Origin of the sequence: Massilia sp. W12 (assembly GCF_037300705.1) — a bacterium.
GTDB lineage: Bacteria > Pseudomonadota > Gammaproteobacteria > Burkholderiales > Burkholderiaceae_D > JACPVY01.
This window is the reverse complement of record NZ_CP147776.1, coordinates 2,164,822-2,183,265: the sequence shown is the minus strand read 5'-3', so window position 1 is coordinate 2,183,265 and position 18,444 is coordinate 2,164,822. Positions and strand designations below refer to the sequence as shown.

The following is an 18,444-nucleotide window of genomic DNA, read 5'->3' as shown; positions in this document are numbered from 1 at the left end:
TGGGCAATATCATGCAAACCACCAGCATCCAGCAAACCAACGCCGGCATCAATGCGCTGCAAAGCGAACGGAAAACCGATAAGAGCGGCAGCAGTGAATTACCGCTTTCATTTGACCGTATTCTTTCGCGCGAACTGGGCGAGCGCAGCAATCTGCAAACCGGCAATCTGGGCAACTTCACCGGCGCGCTGGGCGCCACGGGCATGAAAACGCCGCAGGCGACGCCGCACAGCGCGCCGAAAAATCCACAGCAGCAAGCCGACAAAGCGCAAGCCGCCAAGCCGGCCGCCACGCAAAACAATAACGCCAATCAGGCGCAAAACAATGTCGAGGACAAAGCCCAGGCGGCTGACGCAGGCGAAGCCGCCGCCGTAGCCAAAGGCGAAACCAATCCGCAGAACGGAACAGCAAAAGCCGGCGAAGAAGCCGGCGCCAGCACAAAAGCGGATGCAGCCAGCCAGGATCAGGCAGCGCAAGACGCCGCCGCCCTGGCCGGCATACCGGCGGATATGCTGGCCCTGGTCGCCAGCCTCAATCAAAGCACAGTCAACACCCAGGTCAGCCAGGATGCCGGGGCCGAGCAGCAAGTCGATCTCAGCTTGCAAGGCAAGCGCGCCGATCCGGCCTTGGAGCAAACCCAGCGCCAACTTGAAGGCGCGCTGCAGCAGGATGAGGCCAAGGCCGATAGCGGCAAGCTGCAGCAGGCGCAGCAATTTGATGACAGTTTGCAACAAGCCAAGGAAGCGCAAGACCCGGCGCGCCTGCTCAAGCCGGCGGCGCTGGCGCGCAGCGAAGGCCCGCAAGTGCGCGAGGGCATGCCCAAGTCTGAGGACGGCAAAGCCGCCTTCAGCCTGCCGCTGGAAATGGAAAAAGGGGAAGCGGCGCCACAGCAATCGGCGGCCACCCGGCCTGCATTGAGCACGAATGAAGGCATGCCGAAAATGAGCGATATTCTGGCCGCCGCCAGCCAGCACGGCCAGCGTGCGGCGGCGGATCTGCAAAACAGCGCGCAAAATCTGCAAATCAATCCGCAACAAGGGGCCGCGCCAGTGCGCATGGAAAGCCAGGCGCCTAAAGTCGCCAGCGCCGCCGCACAAGAATTGGTCTCGCCCAAGGTCGGCAGCGAGGGATGGGATGAGGCGGTTGGACAAAAACTGGTGTGGATGAGCACAGGCGGCAAACAAAGCGCCGAGCTGACCTTGAATCCGCCCGATATGGGCCCCTTGAAAGTGGTGCTCAACATCAATAAAGATCAGGCCAGTGTGGAATTCACCGCCAGTCAGCCGGAAGTGACGCAAGCGCTGGAAACGGCGATGCCGAAATTGCGTGAAATGATGAGTGAAGCCGGGGTCACGCTGACCAGCTCCAGCGTCTCGACCAGTCTGCCGCAGCAAACCCAATCCGGCCAACAGGATCAGGCCAGGCAGCAAGGCGGCTCGCGCAACGATGGCCAGTCATTCAAGCCGGGCGAGGATGGCGTGGCGCATGAAGTCGCGCTGCCGCGCGCCAATCGCAGCGCGCTGGGCGAAGTGGACACCTTCGCTTAAAGCATCCCGCTTTCAAACACCGCAAGCCGGCGCACTGCGCGCCGGCAGTTTTACGCCCCGAATCTCCGCACAAGCCAGCCCAACTCCTCCCCGCCTTGCCAGCTGGCAAGGAAAACCACAAGAAACCACTGCTTTCCCCCTCTTTTCTCCGCATCCTGATGAGACAGCACTGCTGATAATGACATAATAAGAACACCGCAACGCATTGGAGAGGCCAAGTGAAAGCAGATCCCAAGGCAAAGGGCGCAGCAGCTGCAGCGGCTGAAGCCGCCCCCGCCCCGAAGAAGAAGATGTTGATTTTGATCATCGCCGCACTTGTCATGTGCGCCGCCACCGGTGGCATTGTGTTCTTCCTGACCAAGAGCAACGCACCGCCCGCCAACGCACAGCATGCGGCCCCGGCGACGCATCCAAGCGGCAAGGTGGAGCCGCCGGTGTTTGTGCCGATTGAACCGTTCACGGTCAATTTGCAGCCGGAAGCCGGCGATCAATATCTGCAAACCACCTTGACCCTGCAAGTCGGCGGGCAAACCCAGGTGGATGTGATCAAAGCCAATATGCCGCTGGTCAGAAGCCGCTTGCTGCTCTTGCTGTCGAGCAAAAAAGCCTCTGAGATCAATACTGCGGAGGGCAAGAAAAAGCTCTCGGAAGAAATCGTCGAGCAAGTGAATCAGCCTTTCATTGAAAAAGGCCCGCAACAAAACGTGCTCGGCGTGTACTTCACTTCCTTCATCATCCAGTAAGGCCATGGCTGATAATTTTCTTTCCCAGGAAGAAGTTGATGCCCTTTTAAAGGGCGTCAACGGGGATCAGGACGACACCCAGGTTCAGGAAGAATCCTCGGGTATCCGTACCTATAACCTCGCGACCCAGGAAAGAATTGTGCGTGGGCGTATGCCTACGCTGGAAATCATCAATGAGCGTTTCGCCCGTTTGCTGCGGGTCGGCCTGTTCAATTTTTTACGCCGCAGCGCCGAAGTCTCGGTCGGCTCTGTGCGCGTGTCCAAATACAGCGAATTCATCCGCAATCTGGTGGTGCCCACCAACCTCAATCTGGTGCATATGAAGCCATTGCGCGGCACTGCTTTGATGGTGTTTGATCCGGGCCTGGTGTTTTTGCTGGTGGACAATCTGTTTGGCGGCGATGGCCGCTTTCATACCCGGGTCGAAGGGCGCGACTTCACCCAAACCGAGCAGCGCATTATTTTGCGCATTCTCGATATTGTGTTTGAGGCTTACACCAAATCCTGGGAGCCGGTGTTTCCAGTCGAGTTTGAGTATATCCGTTCAGAAATGAACACCCAGTTCGCCAACATCGCCACCCCGAATGAGGTGGTGGTGGCGTCCACCTTCACGGTGGAACTCGGCTCAGTCAGCGGCCAGATTCACTTCTGCATGCCCTACTCCATGATTGAGCCGATCCGCGACGCGCTCACCTCCAGCCTGCAGGGCGAGGCGCTGGAAGTGGATAAGCGCTGGATCCGTTTGATGACGCAGCAAATTCAGGTCGCCGAAGTGGAGATCGTGGCCACCCTGGGCACCGCCAAGTCAAGTTTTGCTGAGATTTTGAACTACAAGCCGGGCGATATCATTTCCCTGAATATCCCCGAATTCATCGAAGCCACGGTGGACGGCGTGCCGGTGCTGGAGTGCACGTATGGGGTATTCAATGGCCAATATGCCTTGAAAGTGGAAAAACTGCTCACCAATAATGATTCTAAACACGATGGCAAACCTGATGTGCGGCGGATTCATCAGGATTTGACTGAAATGGACCGTGAGCCGGATATCCGGCCGCATGATGAATAGCAAACAGGAGCAGTACGATGGACGACAACAGTTTCGACGAAAGCTCACTTGAAGACGATTGGGGCGCGGCGATTGCCGAGCAAGCCAAAGCGGAAGCCGAGGCCGCCGCCGCGCTGGCGGCGCAAAATGCGGCGCAAGCGGCTGTTTTCAAAGACTTTTCCGCGCCAGGCCCGAAAACCGAAACGCAAAACGATATCGAATTCATTCTCGATATCCCGGTGCAATTGACCGTGGAATTGGGGCGCACCAAGATCGCCATTAAAAACCTGCTGCAATTAGCGCAAGGCTCGGTGGTGGAATTGGATGGCCTGGCCGGTGAACCGATGGATGTGCTGGTGAATGGCTGCTTGATTGCCCAGGGTGAGGTGGTGGTGGTGAATGACCGTTTCGGCATCCGCTTGACCGATATCATCACACCCAGTGAGCGGATTCGCAAACTCAACAAATGAGCAGGTTTTTTTTCATGCGCCCACATTCTGCACCCCGCTTGCGTTGCGCCATGACGCTGTGTTTTTTGCTGGCCGGACATGGCGCATTCGCCAACCCCGCCAGCGCCCCGCCGCCCGCTGCCGCCAGCGCCGGTCAGGCCAGCGCCACGCCGCCCGCCGCCAGCGCCGCTGCGCCAGCCGGCGCGGCCAATGACAGCGCACGTTTAGTCACCCTGCCGCCCCCGGCCAAAGAACCGGCCCCGGCATACGCCGGCCCCGGCATGCTGCAAATCTTCGCCTCTTTGATTGTGGTGTTGGCCCTGCTGGGCCTGCTGGCCTGGGGCTTGCGCCGCTTCGGCCCGCAGCACATCCAGGGCGGGCCGCATATGCGTATCGTCGGCGGCATCAGTCTGGGCGGACGTGAACGCGTCCTGGTGCTGGAAGTGGGTGAACAATGGATTGTGATCGGCGCAGCGCCTGGCCGCGTCAGCATGCTGACCACCCTGCCGCGCCAAAGTGCGCCGGCGGACAATTTGCCGCCGGGGGAAAAGAATTTCGCCAATTGGCTCAAACAGTTCATGGAAAAAAAGCATGACGCCTAAGCAATTACGCCTTTGCGCCGTGCCATTCTTATGCGCCGGCTTGCTGGCCAGCGGCGCCGCCATGGCCCAGCAAGCCGGCTTGCCGGCCTTCACCAGCACGCCGGCGCCGGGCGGCGGGCAAACCTATTCGCTCTCGCTGCAAACCCTGCTGTTCATGACATCACTGTCGTTTTTGCCGGCAGTGTTATTGATGATGACCAGCTTTGTGCGCATCGTGATTGTGCTTTCTCTGCTGCGGCAAGCCTTAGGCACACAAAGCGCCCCGCCCAACCAGGTGATTATCGGCCTCTCACTGTTTCTGACCTTGTTTGTGATGAGCCCGGTAATGGACAAAATCTATGTCGAAGCCTACAAACCGCTGGCCGATGACAAAATCACTATGCAACAAGCCTTGGAAAAAGGCGTGGTCCCGCTGAAAACCTTTATGCTCAAACAAACCCGCCAAGCCGACCTGGCGCTGTTTGTCAAATTGGCTGGCGTGCCCTCATTACAGGGGCCGGAAGAAGTGCCGCTGAAAGTGTTGATGCCGGCATTTTTAACCAGTGAATTGAAGACCGCGTTCCAGATCGGCTTTGCCATCTTCATCCCGTTTTTAATCATTGACATGGTGGTAGCCAGCGTCTTGATGGCGATGGGTATGATGATGATGTCGCCGGCGGTGATTTCGCTGCCATTCAAACTCATGCTGTTTGTGCTGGTGGATGGCTGGCAATTATTGATCGGCGCCCTGGCGCAGAGTTTTTATTAGGAGGCGCAAAATGACGCCGGAATCCGTGGTTGCAATGGGCCGACAGGCAATGGAAGTCACGCTGCTGGTCGGCGCCCCGATGCTGTTGACGGCCTTATTCATCGGCCTCTTAGTCAGTATCTTCCAGGCCGCCACCCAGATCAATGAAGCCACCCTCTCCTTCATCCCCAAGCTGGTGGGTATTTTCGTGGTGATGATCTTAGCCGGTCCCTGGATGCTGACTATCATGCTGGACTATATGCGCAAGGTATTTACCGGCATTCCCGGCCTGATCGGATAGATTGCGCAGATGATCAGCATCAACAGCCAGGATTGGTACGCCTGGATCGCCGCCCTGCTCTGGCCGCTGGTGCGCATCCTGGGCATGATCACCGCCTCTCCAGTGCTGGGCAACCGCACCTTTCCGGCGCGCGCCAAGGTGCTGCTGGGACTGGCGCTGACCCTGCTCATCGCCCCCCTGCTGCCGCCGCTGCCGGCCAGCATCAAAGATCCGCTCTCACTCAACGGCATGCTGATCCTGGCGCAGCAATTTCTGATCGGCATCGGCATCGGTTTATCCATGCGCATCGTGTTTGCCGCCGTGGAAATGGCGGGTGAAAGCATAGGCTTGACCATGGGCCTGGGTTTCGCCACCTTTTTTGATCCGCAGTCGCAGGGACGCTCCTCCGCCATTGCGCAATTTCTGGCCTTGCTGGCCACCCTGAGTTTTTTAGCCATCGACGGCCATTTGCTGATGATACAAATTGTGGTCGAGACCTTTATCACCCTGCCGATTTCAGACCAGCCGGTCTCAGCATATGGCTTCAAACTGCTGGCGGACTGGGGCGCGAAACTGTTTTCCGCCGGTTTGCAACTGGCGCTGCCGATTCTGTGTGCGCTCTTGCTGGTGAATATCGCTTTAGGCATTTTGACGCGCGCCGCGCCGCAGCTCAATATCTTTGGCATCGGCTTCCCGCTCACCCTGGGTTTAGGCTTTTTAATGCTGACCCTGATCCTGCCGTATTTGAGCATGCCGCTGCAAACCCTGCTCAACCAGGGCTTTGAGCAGGCGCGCGAAGTCCCGCGCAAACTGCAACAAAGAGAGCCACGCCCGCCGGCCCCGGCCCCGGCGCTGCCGGCTGCGCGGCCATAAACAGGCCGCCCAGCCTACGTCCCCGTCAAGCGCGGCAAAACCGCACACACGTCCCTTTCTTGTGGACTGAAATGGATTTTTTTGCGAAAAAAAAAATTCACCTTATCAAATACCCGGGTCTATACTCCCTTGAGTATGGAGGCAAATGCCTTGCGCCATTTTTTGGGTTTATTTTTTTGAATTAACCGGGAGTCGTGCGATGTCTCAACCTACCTATTCCAGCGCAGACGGATACATTGGTGAAACTTTTTTCACGATCTTGATGAGTGCAGATCTTGACGAAGACAATCCTCCATTAATCAACGCGCTTGAAGTCCAGGTCAATGGCACCGATGTCACGGTGACCGGAGTTACCATTAACAGCACCGCCCGCACCATTATCGTCGCCCTCAACACAACCCTGCTGCCGGGCGACATCATTGATTTTGTCTATACTGACCCGACTGCCGGCAATGATGCGAATGCGATTCAGGGACTAGATGGCGCCGACAGCGCCAGTTTTTCACACTCGATTGTGGTCGCCATCCCCCGCCCCGGCCCCTCAGCGCCGTCAACCCCCACGCTGGATTCAAGCAGCGACAGCGGCACACTGGGTGATTTTCAGACCAATGACACCACCCCACTGGTCAGCGGGAAGGCAGATGCCAACGCCACCGTGAAACTGTATGACACTGATGGCTCCACCTTGCTCGGCACGACTACTGCCGATGGCTCCGGCAAATGGAGCATCACCAGTTCTGTGCTGTCCGAAGGCAGCCATACCTTGAAAGCGACGCAAACCGATGGCAAGGCCAACACCTCGCCGCTGAGCAACGGTTTATCCTTGAATATCGACACCACCGCCAATGCGCCGACTTCGATGGCGGTGTCGGCTGGCAGCGACAGCGGCACGCTGGGCGATGGCATCAGCAATTCCGGCACACCGGTGATCACCGGCAAAGGAGAAATCGGCGCCAAGGTCAGCCTGTACGACACGGATGGCGCCACCGTGCTGGGCACAGCCACCGTGGATGGTGCAGGCAAATGGAGCATCACCAGCAGCACGCTGGTGGAAGGCAGCCACACCCTGACCACAAAGCAAACTGATGCTGCCGGCAATGTCTCCAAAGCCTCCAGTGACTTCACCTACATCATGGACACAGTGGGGCCGACCAGTTTCAAGCTGGGCAGCACGTCCATAGAACAAAGCAAAGCGACCAATGGCGCCACCATCGCCTCACTGAATTCAAGCGATATCACCAGCGTCACCTATGACTTTGCAGTGGGAAATGGGGTGATTGATGCGGATAATGGCAAATTCACGGTGTCCGGCTCAAATCTGCTGGCGGCGCAAAATTTAAGCAAAGGCTCATACCACATCTACATGAGCGCAACCGATGCGGCCGGCAATGGCGCATTTCAGATTTTCACCATCACAGTCACCAGCGGCCCGAGCGTGACGTCAATTGTGCGCGCCGGCAGCGCCAGCAGCACCGTCCCGGGCAGCGCGACCTCGGTTGACTATACCGTCACGTTCAGCGAATCAGTGACAGGAGTTGACGCAAGCGACTTTACGCTCACCCCAAGCGGCAACGCCAGCGGCGCAGTCTCAAATGTGACCGGCAGCGGCGCGACTTACACCATCACGGTGGACTCACTGACTGGCGATGGCGACCTGCGCCTGGACTTGAACGCCAGCGGCACCGGCATCAAAAACGGCTCAAGCGATGCCATCCTGAGCGGCTACACCAGCGGTGAAACTTACACCTTTGACCACACCGCGCCAAACGCCACCTCCACACCGTCGATGACAGCGGGAACGGACAGCGGTGTTTCATCCAGTGATGCGATCACGAAAAACACCACACCCGTCTTTACCGGCACGGGCGAAGCCAACGCCACTGTCACCTTATACGATACAGACGGCAGCACCGTGCTGGGCACGACCACGGCGGATGGCAGCGGTAAATGGAGCATCACCAGCAGCAAAATGAGCGAAGGTTCGCACACCCTCACCGTCAAACAGAGCGACGCAGCTGGCAATGTCAGCAAAGCCAGCAGCAGCCTGGCAGTGGAAATCGACACCAGTGCGCCTTCCGCCCCGGCCACCCCGGTCTTGTCGCCCGGCAGCGACAGCGGAACCAGCGGCGACTTCTTAACCAATGTCAGCACGCCAGTGATTACCGGCACATCGGAAGCGAATGCGACGGTTAAACTGTACGACACCGACGGCTCGACCCTGCTGGGCACGACCACGGCAGACGGCTCGGGCAAATGGAGCATCACCAGCTCGACCTTAAGCGATGGCTCGCACAGCCTGACCGTGAAACAAACCGATCTGGCCGGCAATGTCTCCAGCGCCAGCAGCGCGCTGACGCTGGATATTGACACCAGCACCCCCGGCACGCCCGGCACACCGGCATTGGATGCGGGCAGCGACAGCGGCACACTGAGCGATGGCATCACCAATATCAGCGCGCCCACCCTGGTCGGCACGGGCGCCGTGGGCGACACCATCACCCTGTACGACACCGACGGCTCGACCGTACTGGGCACGGCTGTGGTGGATGGCAGCGGCAATTGGAGCGTTACCAGCAGCAGCCTGGCGGATGGTGTGCATACCGTGACGGTAAAGCAAACCAATGCCGCCGGCACGGCCTCCAGCGCCAGCAAGAGCTTTGCCCTGACCATTGACAGCAGCGCACCATCCGCCCCTTCCGCACCGTCGATGAGCGCCGGCACAGATTCCGGCGTCTCGTCGAGCGACGCGATCACCAAAAACACCACGCCAACCTTCACCGGCACAGGCGAAGCCAACGCCACAGTCACGCTGTACGACACAGATGGCAGCACCGTGCTGGGCACGACCACGGCGGATGGCAGCGGTAAATGGAGCATCAGCAGCAGCAAGATGAGCGAAGGTTCGCACACCCTCACCGTCAAACAGAGCGACGCGGCTGGCAACGTCAGCAAAGCCGGCAGCAGCCTGGCGGTGGAAATTGACACCACCGCGCCGACCGCGCCCGCCACCCCGGAATTGTCGCTGGCCAGCGACAGCGGCACAGGCGGTGACTTCCTGACGAATGTGAATACGCCGGTGATCACCGGCACATCGGAAGCCAACGCCACGGTCAAACTGTATGACACCGACGGCTCAACCCTGCTGGGCACGACCACGGCGGACGGCAGCGGCAAATGGAGCATCACCAGCTCGACCTTAAGCGATGGCTCGCACAGCCTGACCGTAAAACAAACCGATACCGCTGGCAATGTCTCCAGCGCCAGCAGCGCGCTGACGCTGGATATTGACACCAGCATCCCCGGCATAACCGGCACGCCGGCATTGGATGCCGGCAGCGACAGCGGCACAGCCTCGGACAACATCACCAATATCACCACCCCGGTGATCACCGGCACAGGGGTGGCTGGCAATATTGTCAGCTTATACGACACCGACGGCTCCACCTTGCTGGGCTCAGCCGTAGTGGATGGCAAGGGCAATTGGAGCATCACCACCAGCGGCTTAGCCGATGGCGCACACACCCTCACCAGCAAACAAAGCAATCCCGCCGGCACCGTCTCCACCGCAAGTAAGGGTTTGAGCCTGACCATCGACAGCAGCACACCGTCCGCCCCTTCCGCGCCCTCGATGACAGCGGGCACAGATACCGGCCTCTCGTCGAGCGATGCGCTCACCAAAAACAACACGCCAAGCTTCACCGGCACAGGCGAAGCGAACGCCACTGTCACGCTGTACGACACAGATGGCAGCACCGTGCTGGGCACGACCACGGCGGATGGCTCAGGCAACTGGAGCATCACCAGCAGCAAATTAAGCGATGGCGCGCATACGCTCACGGTCAAACAAAGCGACGCCGCCGGCAATGTCTCCAAAGCCAGCAGCAGTTTATCGGCGCAGATCGACACCAGCGCGCCGGATGCGCCGGCCACGCCAGTGTTATCGCCAGCCAGCGACAGCGGCACAGCGGGCGACTTCCTGACAAATGTGAATACGCCGGTGATCACCGGCACATCGGAAGCCAACGCCACAGTCAAACTGTATGACACCGACGGTTCGACCCTGCTGGGCACAACCACGGCAGATGGTTCCGGCAAGTGGAGCATCACCAGCAGCAGCTTGAATGACGGTTCGCACAGCTTGACGGTTAAGCAAACCGATGGCGCCGGCAATGTTTCCTCCGTCAGCAGCGCGCTGAGCATTGAGATTGACACCAGCATTCCCACCACCCCGGCCACCCCGAATCTGGATAAGAGCAGCGACAGCGGCGTGCCAAACGACGCCCTGACCAATGTGCAAACCCCGCTGATCACAGGCACGGGCACAAAAGGCAACACTGTCAATCTGTATGACAGCGATGGCGTGACCGTACTCGGCAGCACAGTGGTGGATGGCAGCGGCAATTGGAGCATCACCAGCAGCAAGCTGACCGAAGGCAAACACAGCCTGAGCGTGAAACAAAGCAATCCAGCCGGCACAGTCTCAAGCGTCAGCAAAGGCTTAGATCTGGAAATCGACGTCACGCCGCCCGCCACCTTGGGCGCGCCCACACTGGACCTCGGCAGCGATAGCGGGAATGCCGACAATCTGACCAATTTCACCACCCCGCTGATCAATGGCAAAGCCATGCCCAACAGCATGGTGAAACTGTATGACAGCGATGGCAGCACAGTACTCGGCTCGGGCACGGCGGATGGCAGCGGCAATTGGAGCATCACATCCAGCCAGCTTACCGCCGGTTTGCACACCATCATGGCGCGCCAGTATGATGTGGCCGGCAATATCAGCGACGCCGGCGCCCTGCTCAATATCACCATTGACCCGGTCGGCCCGAGCGCGATTACGCTTTCCAACAGCAAGATCAGCGACGGCGCGGCGAAAAACTCCCTGGTCGGCAATCTCAGCGCTACCGACTCCACCAAAAATGACAGCTTTGTGTATGTATTCGCCAGCGGCGTGGGCGATAGCGGCAACGACCTGTTCACCTTGAGCAATGGCGCGCTGTACATCAAAGATCCTGCCAGCGCCGGGGCCGGCTCACACAGCGTGCGGCTGCAAGTCACCGATCTGGCCGGCAATGTGCTGACGCAAACCTTAAGCATCACCGTCGATACCAATTACGCCCCGCAAATCAGCGGCCTGCCGGGCGATAAAGGTCAGGCGGCGATGTTTGGCAAGAGCAGCACACTGGGACAATTAGCCGTCAGCGATGCGGAAAACGATGTCTTGAGCATGAGCATCGTCGCCGTCAATGGCCGCCTGGAGAATATTACCGACGCCGATCCGAATAGCGCCGGGGTGCAATTAAGCGGCACGGCAGCGCAAATCAACGCCGCCCTGGCCGCGGCCACCTTCACCCCCAGCGTGGTGGGCAGCGCCTCGCTCAGTCTGAGCCTGAGCGATCCGCAACACGCCACCCCTGTCAGCGCCACTTATCTGTTTGACGCCGCCGCGCAACCGCCGACCAAGGTGGACGGGGTGGATGTCAACATCGACCCAAGCCCCCTGCCCGGCGGCGGCGCCGGCACAAAAGTCACAATTCCGATTGTGGACGCCAGCCGCGTGGATGACACCGGCAATGGCGCGCTGGCGGATATTCCGCTGGTCGGCTCAAAAGACAGCCCGCTGCTGTCCGCCCATGTGCCGCTGGGATTTGGCTTAAGCAGCAGCGGCGGCGAAAGCAAAGCCGCCGGCAATTCGCTGGAAGATTTAATCGCCGCGATTATCGCCACCACGCCAAACAATGCGCCGGCGGATCAGGCCCATTTGACCGGCAACGGGCAAAGCTTCCTGAATTTGCTGCCGTCCAATGTGCCGCTGCTGGTGCAAACCGTGACCATGCAAGCCAACGCCAATCCGCCAAGCCAGAGCCTGACCTTAAATGGCAGCTCCGATACGGCACAACACACCGCGCTGGTGATTGATGTGCGCAATTTGCCCACGGACAGCAAAATCACCTTAAACGAAGTCGATTTTGCCGCCGTGGTCGGCGCAGCTCACGTCAGCAGCAATAAAGCCGGACAGATTCTGACCGGCGACGCGGCGTCACAGCATTTCTCGATTGTGCCCAACAGCGGCAGCAAGGTGTTTTCCGGCAATGGCGATGACGGCTTGCAATTTAATGACCTGATCACGCCGCAATTGCTGGCCACGCTGGATGGCGCGCCAAGCGCGACCATGGAGGATGGCAAGCAAGCCATGTTGCACGGCGGCGCCGGCAGCGATAAGGCTTACTTCTCACAAAACAAGGCGAATTACAAAGTTGAGCAATTCGACGGCTATGTGATGGTGAGCAATCTGAGTGCGCCGGATCAGACGGTGAAGCTGGTGAATGTGGAAAGCCTGCAGTTTGCCGACGCCGGCAGCAGCGTCAGCAGCCGCGCCGAGCTCAACACAGTGGCCGGGCTGTATCTCTCGATTCTGGGCCGTCAGGCCGATGTTGGCGGCTTTGGCTATTGGGGCGGTTTGCAGGCCGCCAATCACTCGCTGGGCGAGCTGGCGCTGGGCATGATGGGCACAGCCGAAGGTTTAGCGCGCGGCTTTGCCATGACTGGCCAGTCAGCGCATGACGTGGCGGTGCTGTACCGCGCCATCTTTGGGCGGGAAGGCGAAGCCGGCGGCCTGGCTTACTGGACAGATTTGCTCGATACCGGCAAATTGAACCTGGTGGGCGTGGCCAACGGCTTCATCAATGCCGAGGAAATGACAAATCACAAACTGGGCACGACCGGCTGGGATTTTCTGACTTAAGGCAAGCGCCAAAAGGCGCAGTGCGGTTTCTCTTGCGGGCAATCTTTGAAGGGGGATTGCCCGTTTTTTTCAATGGCGCGCGGCGCCAAACAGCCTTGTGAGGGGTGTGGCCAAACGCCGGCCTTGCCGCGCTAAGCCGCCTTCCGCCACGCCTGCTGCGTCTGCGCTTCTTCCTGCCGCAAGCTGCGTTCAAACAGCCACAGCGCGCCGGCGGTGGCGGCGCCCAGGGCGGCGAACAGCAGCCACATCGCCGTGCCCTGCCCTTGCCGCGCCAGGGCGCCGTAAGCCCAGCCGGACAGTAAGCCGCCAAACAGATTGCCCAACGCCATTGAGACAAAGTAATAGCCCATAAACATCGCCGTCTTGTGCGGCGGCGCAATCGCCGCCACGTATTCCTGGCTTTTCGGCGAGGCGATCATCTCGCCCAGGGCGAACAAGAGCACCGCCGCCACCACCGCCAACCCGGCCAGGGCGAACCACTGGCCGCCAGCCGCCAGCGCCATGGAGGCGGCTAAGACCAGGGTTCCAAGCACCAATACCGGCAAGGCGCGCAGGCGCTCCAATTTTGCGCTGATGAAGACTTGCAGCAACACAATCGCGGCGAAATCAAGATTGATGATGTATTCCGGGTTCACCTGGCGGTAAGCCTGCGCCCATTGCGCCGCCAGCGCAGCCGCACTCACGCGGCCTTGCTGCAGCGCTTGCAAACCGGCTTGCAATTGTTCCAGCGGCGGCATGACTTTGTAATTCACCACTTCCAGCCGCAGCGTCTGCCAATCCACTGCCGCGCCTGTGGTCTTGGCGGCCAGCGCCGGCAAGGCTTGCGCTAACTGGCTTTGATTCACGCCGGCTAAAAAATCCACGCTGCCGGGCAGCCAGGCTTGTAAAAAGCGCACCAGGTCTGCGGTATCGACAAAGTCACGGATGTACAGGGGCAAGGTCAGGAAAATCTGGTTGTACACCATCCAAAAACCGGCCAGGATCAGCAAATACGCCACAAAACGGCGGTTGCCGACTTGCATGCGCTGGCGATACCAGGGCGTCGGCCCTTCAGCCTGCGCTGGCACGGCCAGATTCCACAGCAGATTGAGCGCCAGCCAGGCCGCGCCCAGGCTGATGAACAGCAAATAAGAAATCCCGCCCTTGGCCGCCGCCATCAAACCGGCAATCAAGGGAAAAATCAATAAAGCCAGACGGCCATTGCCCAGCACTTCGCGGGTCTCGCCCAAGACTTGCGCCAAGGTGCGCTGATCTTTGTGCGCCGGGGCCGGCTCTTTGTATAAAAACAGGGCCGGCACAAAATTTATTGCGATCCACAGCGCAGACATCACAAACACCATGTCCCAGCTGATGGCGCGCAGATAACCTGCCGCCAGCGGCCCTAAAAAACCGCCCACATTCACCATGGTGTAAAACACGCCAAAACCCAGGCCGCGATTGCTGTCGTCGGTGCTGCGCCCGATGGTGCCAACCACCACCGGCTTGAAGCAGGCGGCGCCGATGGCGACCGCCAGAAAACAGGCGCAAAACGGCCAGAAGCCCTCCGCCTGTCCCAGTAAATAATAGGCCGGACACATAATCGCAAACGACAGTAAAAACATGCGGCGATAGCCATAGCGGTCAGCCAGCGCGCCGGTGAGCACCGGCAGCAGATACAGTAAAAACGGAATCATGCCCTGCAAGAATCCGCGCTCCTGATCAGAAAACCCCATCCCGCCCTGGCTGCGCGGGCTGGTCATATACAGCGATGAAAGCGTGAAAAAACCATACCAGGCCAGCCGCTCGAAAATTTCCATCGTGTTGGCGACATAAAAACTGGCGGAAAAAGGGCTGCGCCCTTTGGCTGCGGGCGCGGCTGTGCTGCTGTGTTGCATACATTCTCCTGCTGACTGAGTGAGGCGCGGATTTACAGATGACGGTGGATGAATTGCGCGGTCAATAAATCGGCCAGCGCCGCGCCAACTGATTTGAACAAGGTGGGACGCTCCTGCGCCCCGCTTTCGCGCGGGCTGGCGCGCAAGCTGCATAAATCGCTCAGCTCGCCGGCGATCATGTGCGGCGCAAACACGCCTTCCTGGCAAGGCAGCAGAATTTCGCCGGCCTCGGCTAACACATTCTTTTTACTGTCCACCCAAACCTGGCTGCGGGTGACAGCGCTGCTATCGCATTCGCGCTGATTGGGCGCATGATTGCCCAGCAGATCCAGATGGCTGCCGGCATGCAGCCAGAGGCCGGAAACCAGCGGGGCCGGCGCAGCGGTGGCGCACACCACCAGGTCTGCCGCCGCTACCGCCGGCGCCAGTTCTTCCTGCAAAACATCGATCTGCGCCACAGGCTGCGGCAAGTCCAGCCGGGCGGCGGCGGCGCGCGCCGCCTGCACGGCGGCCTGCGCCTTGGCCGGGTCGCGCCCCCATATCCACACTTGCTCCAGTTGTGCGCTGGCCAGATGCGCGCACACCAGCGGCGCCGCCAGGCGTCCTGTGCCGAGCAGCAGCATGCGGCGGCGTTGTGGCCGCGCCAGCAATTGCGCCGCCAGCGCTGATACCGCCGCCGTGCGCCACAGGGTCACGCTTGCGCCATCGAGCAGCGCCAGCGGCTGACCATGGGCGCGCGCAAACAGCAAGACCTGGGAGTGCAATAGCGGATAGCCAGCCTTGCTATTCTGTGGCATGTGGGTGAATGCCTTTACCGCCATCCCTTCTTCATTCCAGGCCGGCAGCACCGCAAAACAGTCATTCTCCTGTCCCTGATGCGGCGGCAAACCATACAACTGCCGCTGCGGCAGGTCGGCCGCGCGCGCGGCGGCGAAACCCTGGCGCAAGGCCGCCAGCAAAGCGGGCCAGCCGGCCTGCTGCAAGACGCGGTTGACGCCCTGCGCATCAACGATTTGCATACTTCCTCCCGTGAATTGCACAATCCCGCCCAGCATAAGCCCGGCCCGCGCCGCTGTCTTGACGCCGCAGCCAGGGGCGCTTGCGCAATTTGGCATAGCGGCGGGATTTCGCCGCAAGCCGGCAAGCGGTTTTGCCGCAATTCCAGGCGCAACCTCCTGATGTTGCGTTGCAAGACGGCATATTTGCGCATCAAACTGCGGCCAAAGCATCAAGCCAGGCGGATGCGGTAAGCGGCACAATGGCGAACAGTCGCCAAGGCCCTCCCGGGGCCGTTTTTGCGCCTGCTTATCTTCTTTCGCATGGAGTACAGTATGTCCCACCTGACGGGCGCAGCCGCGCTCCCCTCTTCTCTTTGGCAGCTGGCGCAGGGCAAGCTTGCGGCCTGCCTGCTGGCCCTGTTGTGCAGCGGCGCTGCGCAATCGGCGAATGCCGCCGGCCCGGCCCAGCCGGGCAAGCCGGCGATGCTGCCTGCGCTGCCCGGCGTTTCTCAGGTATTAACGCGCGTGCATCAGTGCAGCCCGAGTCTGGTGCTGCGCACCCAGGCTTTCAGCGCGGAATTGGAAAAGCAAACCTGCCAGCGCTTGCAGCAGGTGGAAGCGCGTTTTCATCAGCTGTTCGGGCAAGACGGCAAGCCGCGTGCGCCAGTGTTACACGACCACAACCACAGCTTGCGCGCGAATATTTACGCCAGCCGCGCGGATTATGAGAAATATGCGCCGGCGCATTTTCAGATGCCGACCGACAATGGCGGCATGTATCTGGAAGGCTTGCCGCATCTGCCCGGCAATCAGGCGGAATTTGTGGCGAATCAGAAAAAAGATGGCCAGGTGCACAATCTGGAACATGAATTTGTGCATTATCTGGATGGGCGTTTCAATGTGTATGGCGATTTCTGCGCCAATTTGCACGACTCTCACGGCGCGCCGGAGAACTGTCCCAAGCCGGCGCCGCTGACGCCGTATTTGATCTGGTGGACTGAGGGCATTGCGGAATACGTGGCGCATGGCGACAACTATCCCAAGGCGCAAACCGCTCTGCAGGGCGCGCATTTTGCGCTGAGCGAATTATTTGACACCGGCTATGAAAGCAATAACGGCACAGAGCGGACGTATTACTGGGGTTATCTGGCGACCCGCTTCATGCTGGAAAAACAGCGCAGCAAGCTGGATCAAATGCTGGCCTTCACGCGCAGCGGCGATTTTCCGCGTTATCAGGCGCTGGTGAAAAGCTGGGGTAAGCAGATGGATGGCGAATTCGCCCAATGGCTGCAGGGTTTGCCAAGCAGCGCCAAGGGCCAGGCCGGGCCGCAATAAGCAGTTCAATCAGCGCAAACCGGCTTGCTGCGCGGCAGCGCTTGGCGTGCTTGGCGCCGCAGCAAAATGTGCACAAGCGGCGCCAAGCCGGGATTTTTTCTTACACGGTAATTATTCTTAATGGTTAATGACGCCGGGTGCTTTTCTTTTTGAAATCGCTTTCAAAACCAATCTAAAGTAAAGAATAAGAAATTCATTTTTTCAAGAAATCGCTTTCATACCGCCAAGATTATTCCTTTACCCCAACAAATCTTCCGGCAAGCCGGCCAAACTCAGCCGCGTCAGCTCTTCTCTCTGTAAAACAGTAAAGGCATGCCCACCCCGGGTCTATTTTCTGGAATACAACTGTCTTTATTACATCTTTTTTGCAGGATCGCTGCCGCCATCGCAATACCTGGAGGAAACTTTTTCTGAAAACTCAGGCTACGCACTCTGTAATGCCGGGTAATGTGCGGTAATCCCGGGTAATGTATTACAGCGGGCAAGACAGGCATGATTCCACCTGTGCCGCACTTACGGCACAGCAAAAAACAGCCAGAGCAAGTGCTCGAAAAAACACTGCATCGAAACTGTTTGCTTGCATTACCATAACCACACTTTTTTACTCGGGAGCAATAAAGATGTCCTTCAAGAAATTCGCACTCGCCGCTGTGTTTGCCGCCGCCACCCTGAATGCCCACGCTGCAATTGAAATCGTTGGCGGCCGCCTGATCGTAGCCGATACCGGCGACGTGAATGTGACTTTCCTCGGCTCCGACGCCGGTTACACCGACGTGGTGTTCTTTGAAAATGATGGCCGCAAATTGTTCACCGGCCACAGCACCCCGGTTGGCAGCAGCATCAATCTGGGTTCTTTCGCCCGTGGCACGGAATTGACCTTCCGCATGCACGTCAGCAACACTGGCGATAACTTCTTCACCGGCCCGGCCAGCGCCAACCCGGACAATCTGATCCACGCGCACGCTTCGCTGGATGACAATGGCAATGCGGTGCTGGGTTTTGAAGACATCCTGGGCGGCGGCGACCGTGACTACAACGATATCCAGCTGCGCGTCTCGAATGTGGCCGCACCGGTGCCGGAAGCGGAAACCTGGGGCTTGATGCTGGCTGGTTTGGGCGGTCTGGGCTTGATCGCTCGTCGCAAAAAAGCAGAAAAACTGGCGTAATCCTCTGCCTTGATATGCAAAAGAGCGGGCTTTTTGCCCGCTCTTTTCATCTGCGCC

Annotated in this window: 13 protein-coding genes; 11 read left to right on the top strand and 2 right to left on the bottom strand. The window is 59.3% G+C overall.

Annotated elements, in window-relative coordinates; all coding sequences use genetic code 11:
• The first annotated feature begins 11 nt into the window (after nucleotides 1-11).
• The 9 genes from V8J88_RS08760 (at nucleotide 12) to V8J88_RS08720 (ending at nucleotide 13,014) form a co-directional block, all read left to right on the top strand.
• Complete coding sequence (locus V8J88_RS08760; protein ID WP_338849030.1) at nucleotides 12-1,547, top strand: flagellar hook-length control protein FliK; 1,536 nt, start codon at nucleotides 12-14, stop codon at nucleotides 1,545-1,547.
• A gap of 218 nt (nucleotides 1,548-1,765) precedes the next feature.
• On the top strand, nucleotides 1,766-2,290 hold the full coding sequence (gene fliL, locus V8J88_RS08755; RefSeq protein WP_338849029.1) for a flagellar basal body-associated protein FliL: 525 nt from the start codon (nucleotides 1,766-1,768) through the stop codon (nucleotides 2,288-2,290).
• Between the two features lie 4 nt (nucleotides 2,291-2,294).
• Nucleotides 2,295-3,356 carry a flagellar motor switch protein FliM gene (fliM, locus tag V8J88_RS08750; protein WP_338849028.1) on the top strand — a complete coding sequence of 354 codons (1,062 nt, stop codon included), beginning with the start codon at nucleotides 2,295-2,297 and terminating at the stop codon, nucleotides 3,354-3,356.
• Between the two features lie 17 nt (nucleotides 3,357-3,373).
• Nucleotides 3,374-3,805 (top strand): flagellar motor switch protein FliN, encoded by a 432-nt coding sequence (gene fliN, locus V8J88_RS08745; protein WP_338849027.1) that lies wholly within the window; start codon nucleotides 3,374-3,376, stop codon nucleotides 3,803-3,805.
• Nucleotides 3,806-3,855: 50 nt separating this feature from the next.
• The gene (gene fliO, locus V8J88_RS08740; protein ID WP_338849026.1) at nucleotides 3,856-4,386 is read left to right on the top strand and encodes a flagellar biosynthetic protein FliO; all 531 of its coding nucleotides are present in this window, start codon (nucleotides 3,856-3,858) and stop codon (nucleotides 4,384-4,386) included.
• Nucleotides 4,387-4,447: 61 nt separating this feature from the next.
• The gene (gene fliP, locus V8J88_RS08735) at nucleotides 4,448-5,134 is read left to right on the top strand and encodes a flagellar type III secretion system pore protein FliP (RefSeq protein ID WP_338849855.1); all 687 of its coding nucleotides are present in this window, start codon (nucleotides 4,448-4,450) and stop codon (nucleotides 5,132-5,134) included.
• 10 nt (nucleotides 5,135-5,144) lie between these two features.
• Nucleotides 5,145-5,414 (top strand): flagellar biosynthesis protein FliQ, encoded by a 270-nt coding sequence (fliQ, locus tag V8J88_RS08730; RefSeq protein WP_338849025.1) that lies wholly within the window; start codon nucleotides 5,145-5,147, stop codon nucleotides 5,412-5,414.
• 9 nt (nucleotides 5,415-5,423) lie between these two features.
• Nucleotides 5,424-6,266, top strand: a complete 843-nt coding sequence (gene fliR, locus V8J88_RS08725) for a flagellar biosynthetic protein FliR (protein WP_338849024.1) — start codon at nucleotides 5,424-5,426, stop codon at nucleotides 6,264-6,266.
• Between the two features lie 262 nt (nucleotides 6,267-6,528).
• Entirely contained in the window at nucleotides 6,529-13,014 is a 6,486-nt protein-coding gene (locus V8J88_RS08720) for an Ig-like domain-containing protein (RefSeq protein WP_338849023.1), read from the top strand.
• A gap of 131 nt (nucleotides 13,015-13,145) precedes the next feature.
• On the opposite strand, the gene V8J88_RS08715 is transcribed toward V8J88_RS08720, so the two are convergent.
• A complete protein-coding gene (locus V8J88_RS08715) occupies nucleotides 13,146-14,888 on the bottom strand; it encodes an MFS transporter (RefSeq protein ID WP_338849022.1) in 1,743 nt (580 codons plus the stop codon).
• 32 nt (nucleotides 14,889-14,920) lie between these two features.
• Nucleotides 14,921-15,907 carry an ornithine cyclodeaminase family protein gene (locus tag V8J88_RS08710; protein WP_338849020.1) on the bottom strand — a complete coding sequence of 329 codons (987 nt, stop codon included), beginning with the start codon at nucleotides 15,905-15,907 and terminating at the stop codon, nucleotides 14,921-14,923.
• A gap of 312 nt (nucleotides 15,908-16,219) precedes the next feature.
• Here V8J88_RS08710 and V8J88_RS08705 point away from each other — a divergent pair, with 312 nt between their 5' ends.
• Together V8J88_RS08705 and V8J88_RS08700 are read left to right on the top strand one after the other, a co-directional pair.
• Nucleotides 16,220-17,221: a collagenase gene (locus tag V8J88_RS08705; protein ID WP_338849019.1), complete on the top strand. Its 1,002-nt coding sequence runs from the start codon at nucleotides 16,220-16,222 to the stop codon at nucleotides 17,219-17,221.
• Between the two features lie 620 nt (nucleotides 17,222-17,841).
• Nucleotides 17,842-18,387 carry a DUF4114 domain-containing protein gene (locus tag V8J88_RS08700; RefSeq protein WP_338849018.1) on the top strand — a complete coding sequence of 182 codons (546 nt, stop codon included), beginning with the start codon at nucleotides 17,842-17,844 and terminating at the stop codon, nucleotides 18,385-18,387.
• The last annotated feature ends 57 nt before the right edge of the window (nucleotides 18,388-18,444 follow it).

Excerpts from the sequence above, each read along its gene's own strand:
- V8J88_RS08760 (WP_338849030.1), top strand. The coding sequence starts at position 12 with ATGCAAACCACCAGCATCCAGCAAACCAACGCCGGCATCAATGCGCTG.
- fliM (WP_338849028.1), top strand. The coding sequence starts at position 2,295 with ATGGCTGATAATTTTCTTTCCCAGGAAGAAGTTGATGCCCTTTTAAAG.
- fliN (WP_338849027.1), top strand. The coding sequence starts at position 3,374 with ATGGACGACAACAGTTTCGACGAAAGCTCACTTGAAGACGATTGGGGC.
- fliO (WP_338849026.1), top strand. The coding sequence starts at position 3,856 with ATGACGCTGTGTTTTTTGCTGGCCGGACATGGCGCATTCGCCAACCCC.
- fliP (WP_338849855.1), top strand. The coding sequence starts at position 4,448 with ATGGCCCAGCAAGCCGGCTTGCCGGCCTTCACCAGCACGCCGGCGCCG.
- fliQ (WP_338849025.1), top strand. The coding sequence starts at position 5,145 with ATGACGCCGGAATCCGTGGTTGCAATGGGCCGACAGGCAATGGAAGTC.
- fliR (WP_338849024.1), top strand. The coding sequence starts at position 5,424 with ATGATCAGCATCAACAGCCAGGATTGGTACGCCTGGATCGCCGCCCTG.
- V8J88_RS08720 (WP_338849023.1), top strand. The coding sequence starts at position 6,529 with ATGAGTGCAGATCTTGACGAAGACAATCCTCCATTAATCAACGCGCTT.
- V8J88_RS08715 (WP_338849022.1), bottom strand. The coding sequence starts at position 14,888 with ATGCAACACAGCAGCACAGCCGCGCCCGCAGCCAAAGGGCGCAGCCCT.
- V8J88_RS08710 (WP_338849020.1), bottom strand. The coding sequence starts at position 15,907 with ATGCAAATCGTTGATGCGCAGGGCGTCAACCGCGTCTTGCAGCAGGCC.
- V8J88_RS08705 (WP_338849019.1), top strand. The coding sequence starts at position 16,220 with ATGTCCCACCTGACGGGCGCAGCCGCGCTCCCCTCTTCTCTTTGGCAG.
- V8J88_RS08700 (WP_338849018.1), top strand. The coding sequence starts at position 17,842 with ATGTCCTTCAAGAAATTCGCACTCGCCGCTGTGTTTGCCGCCGCCACC.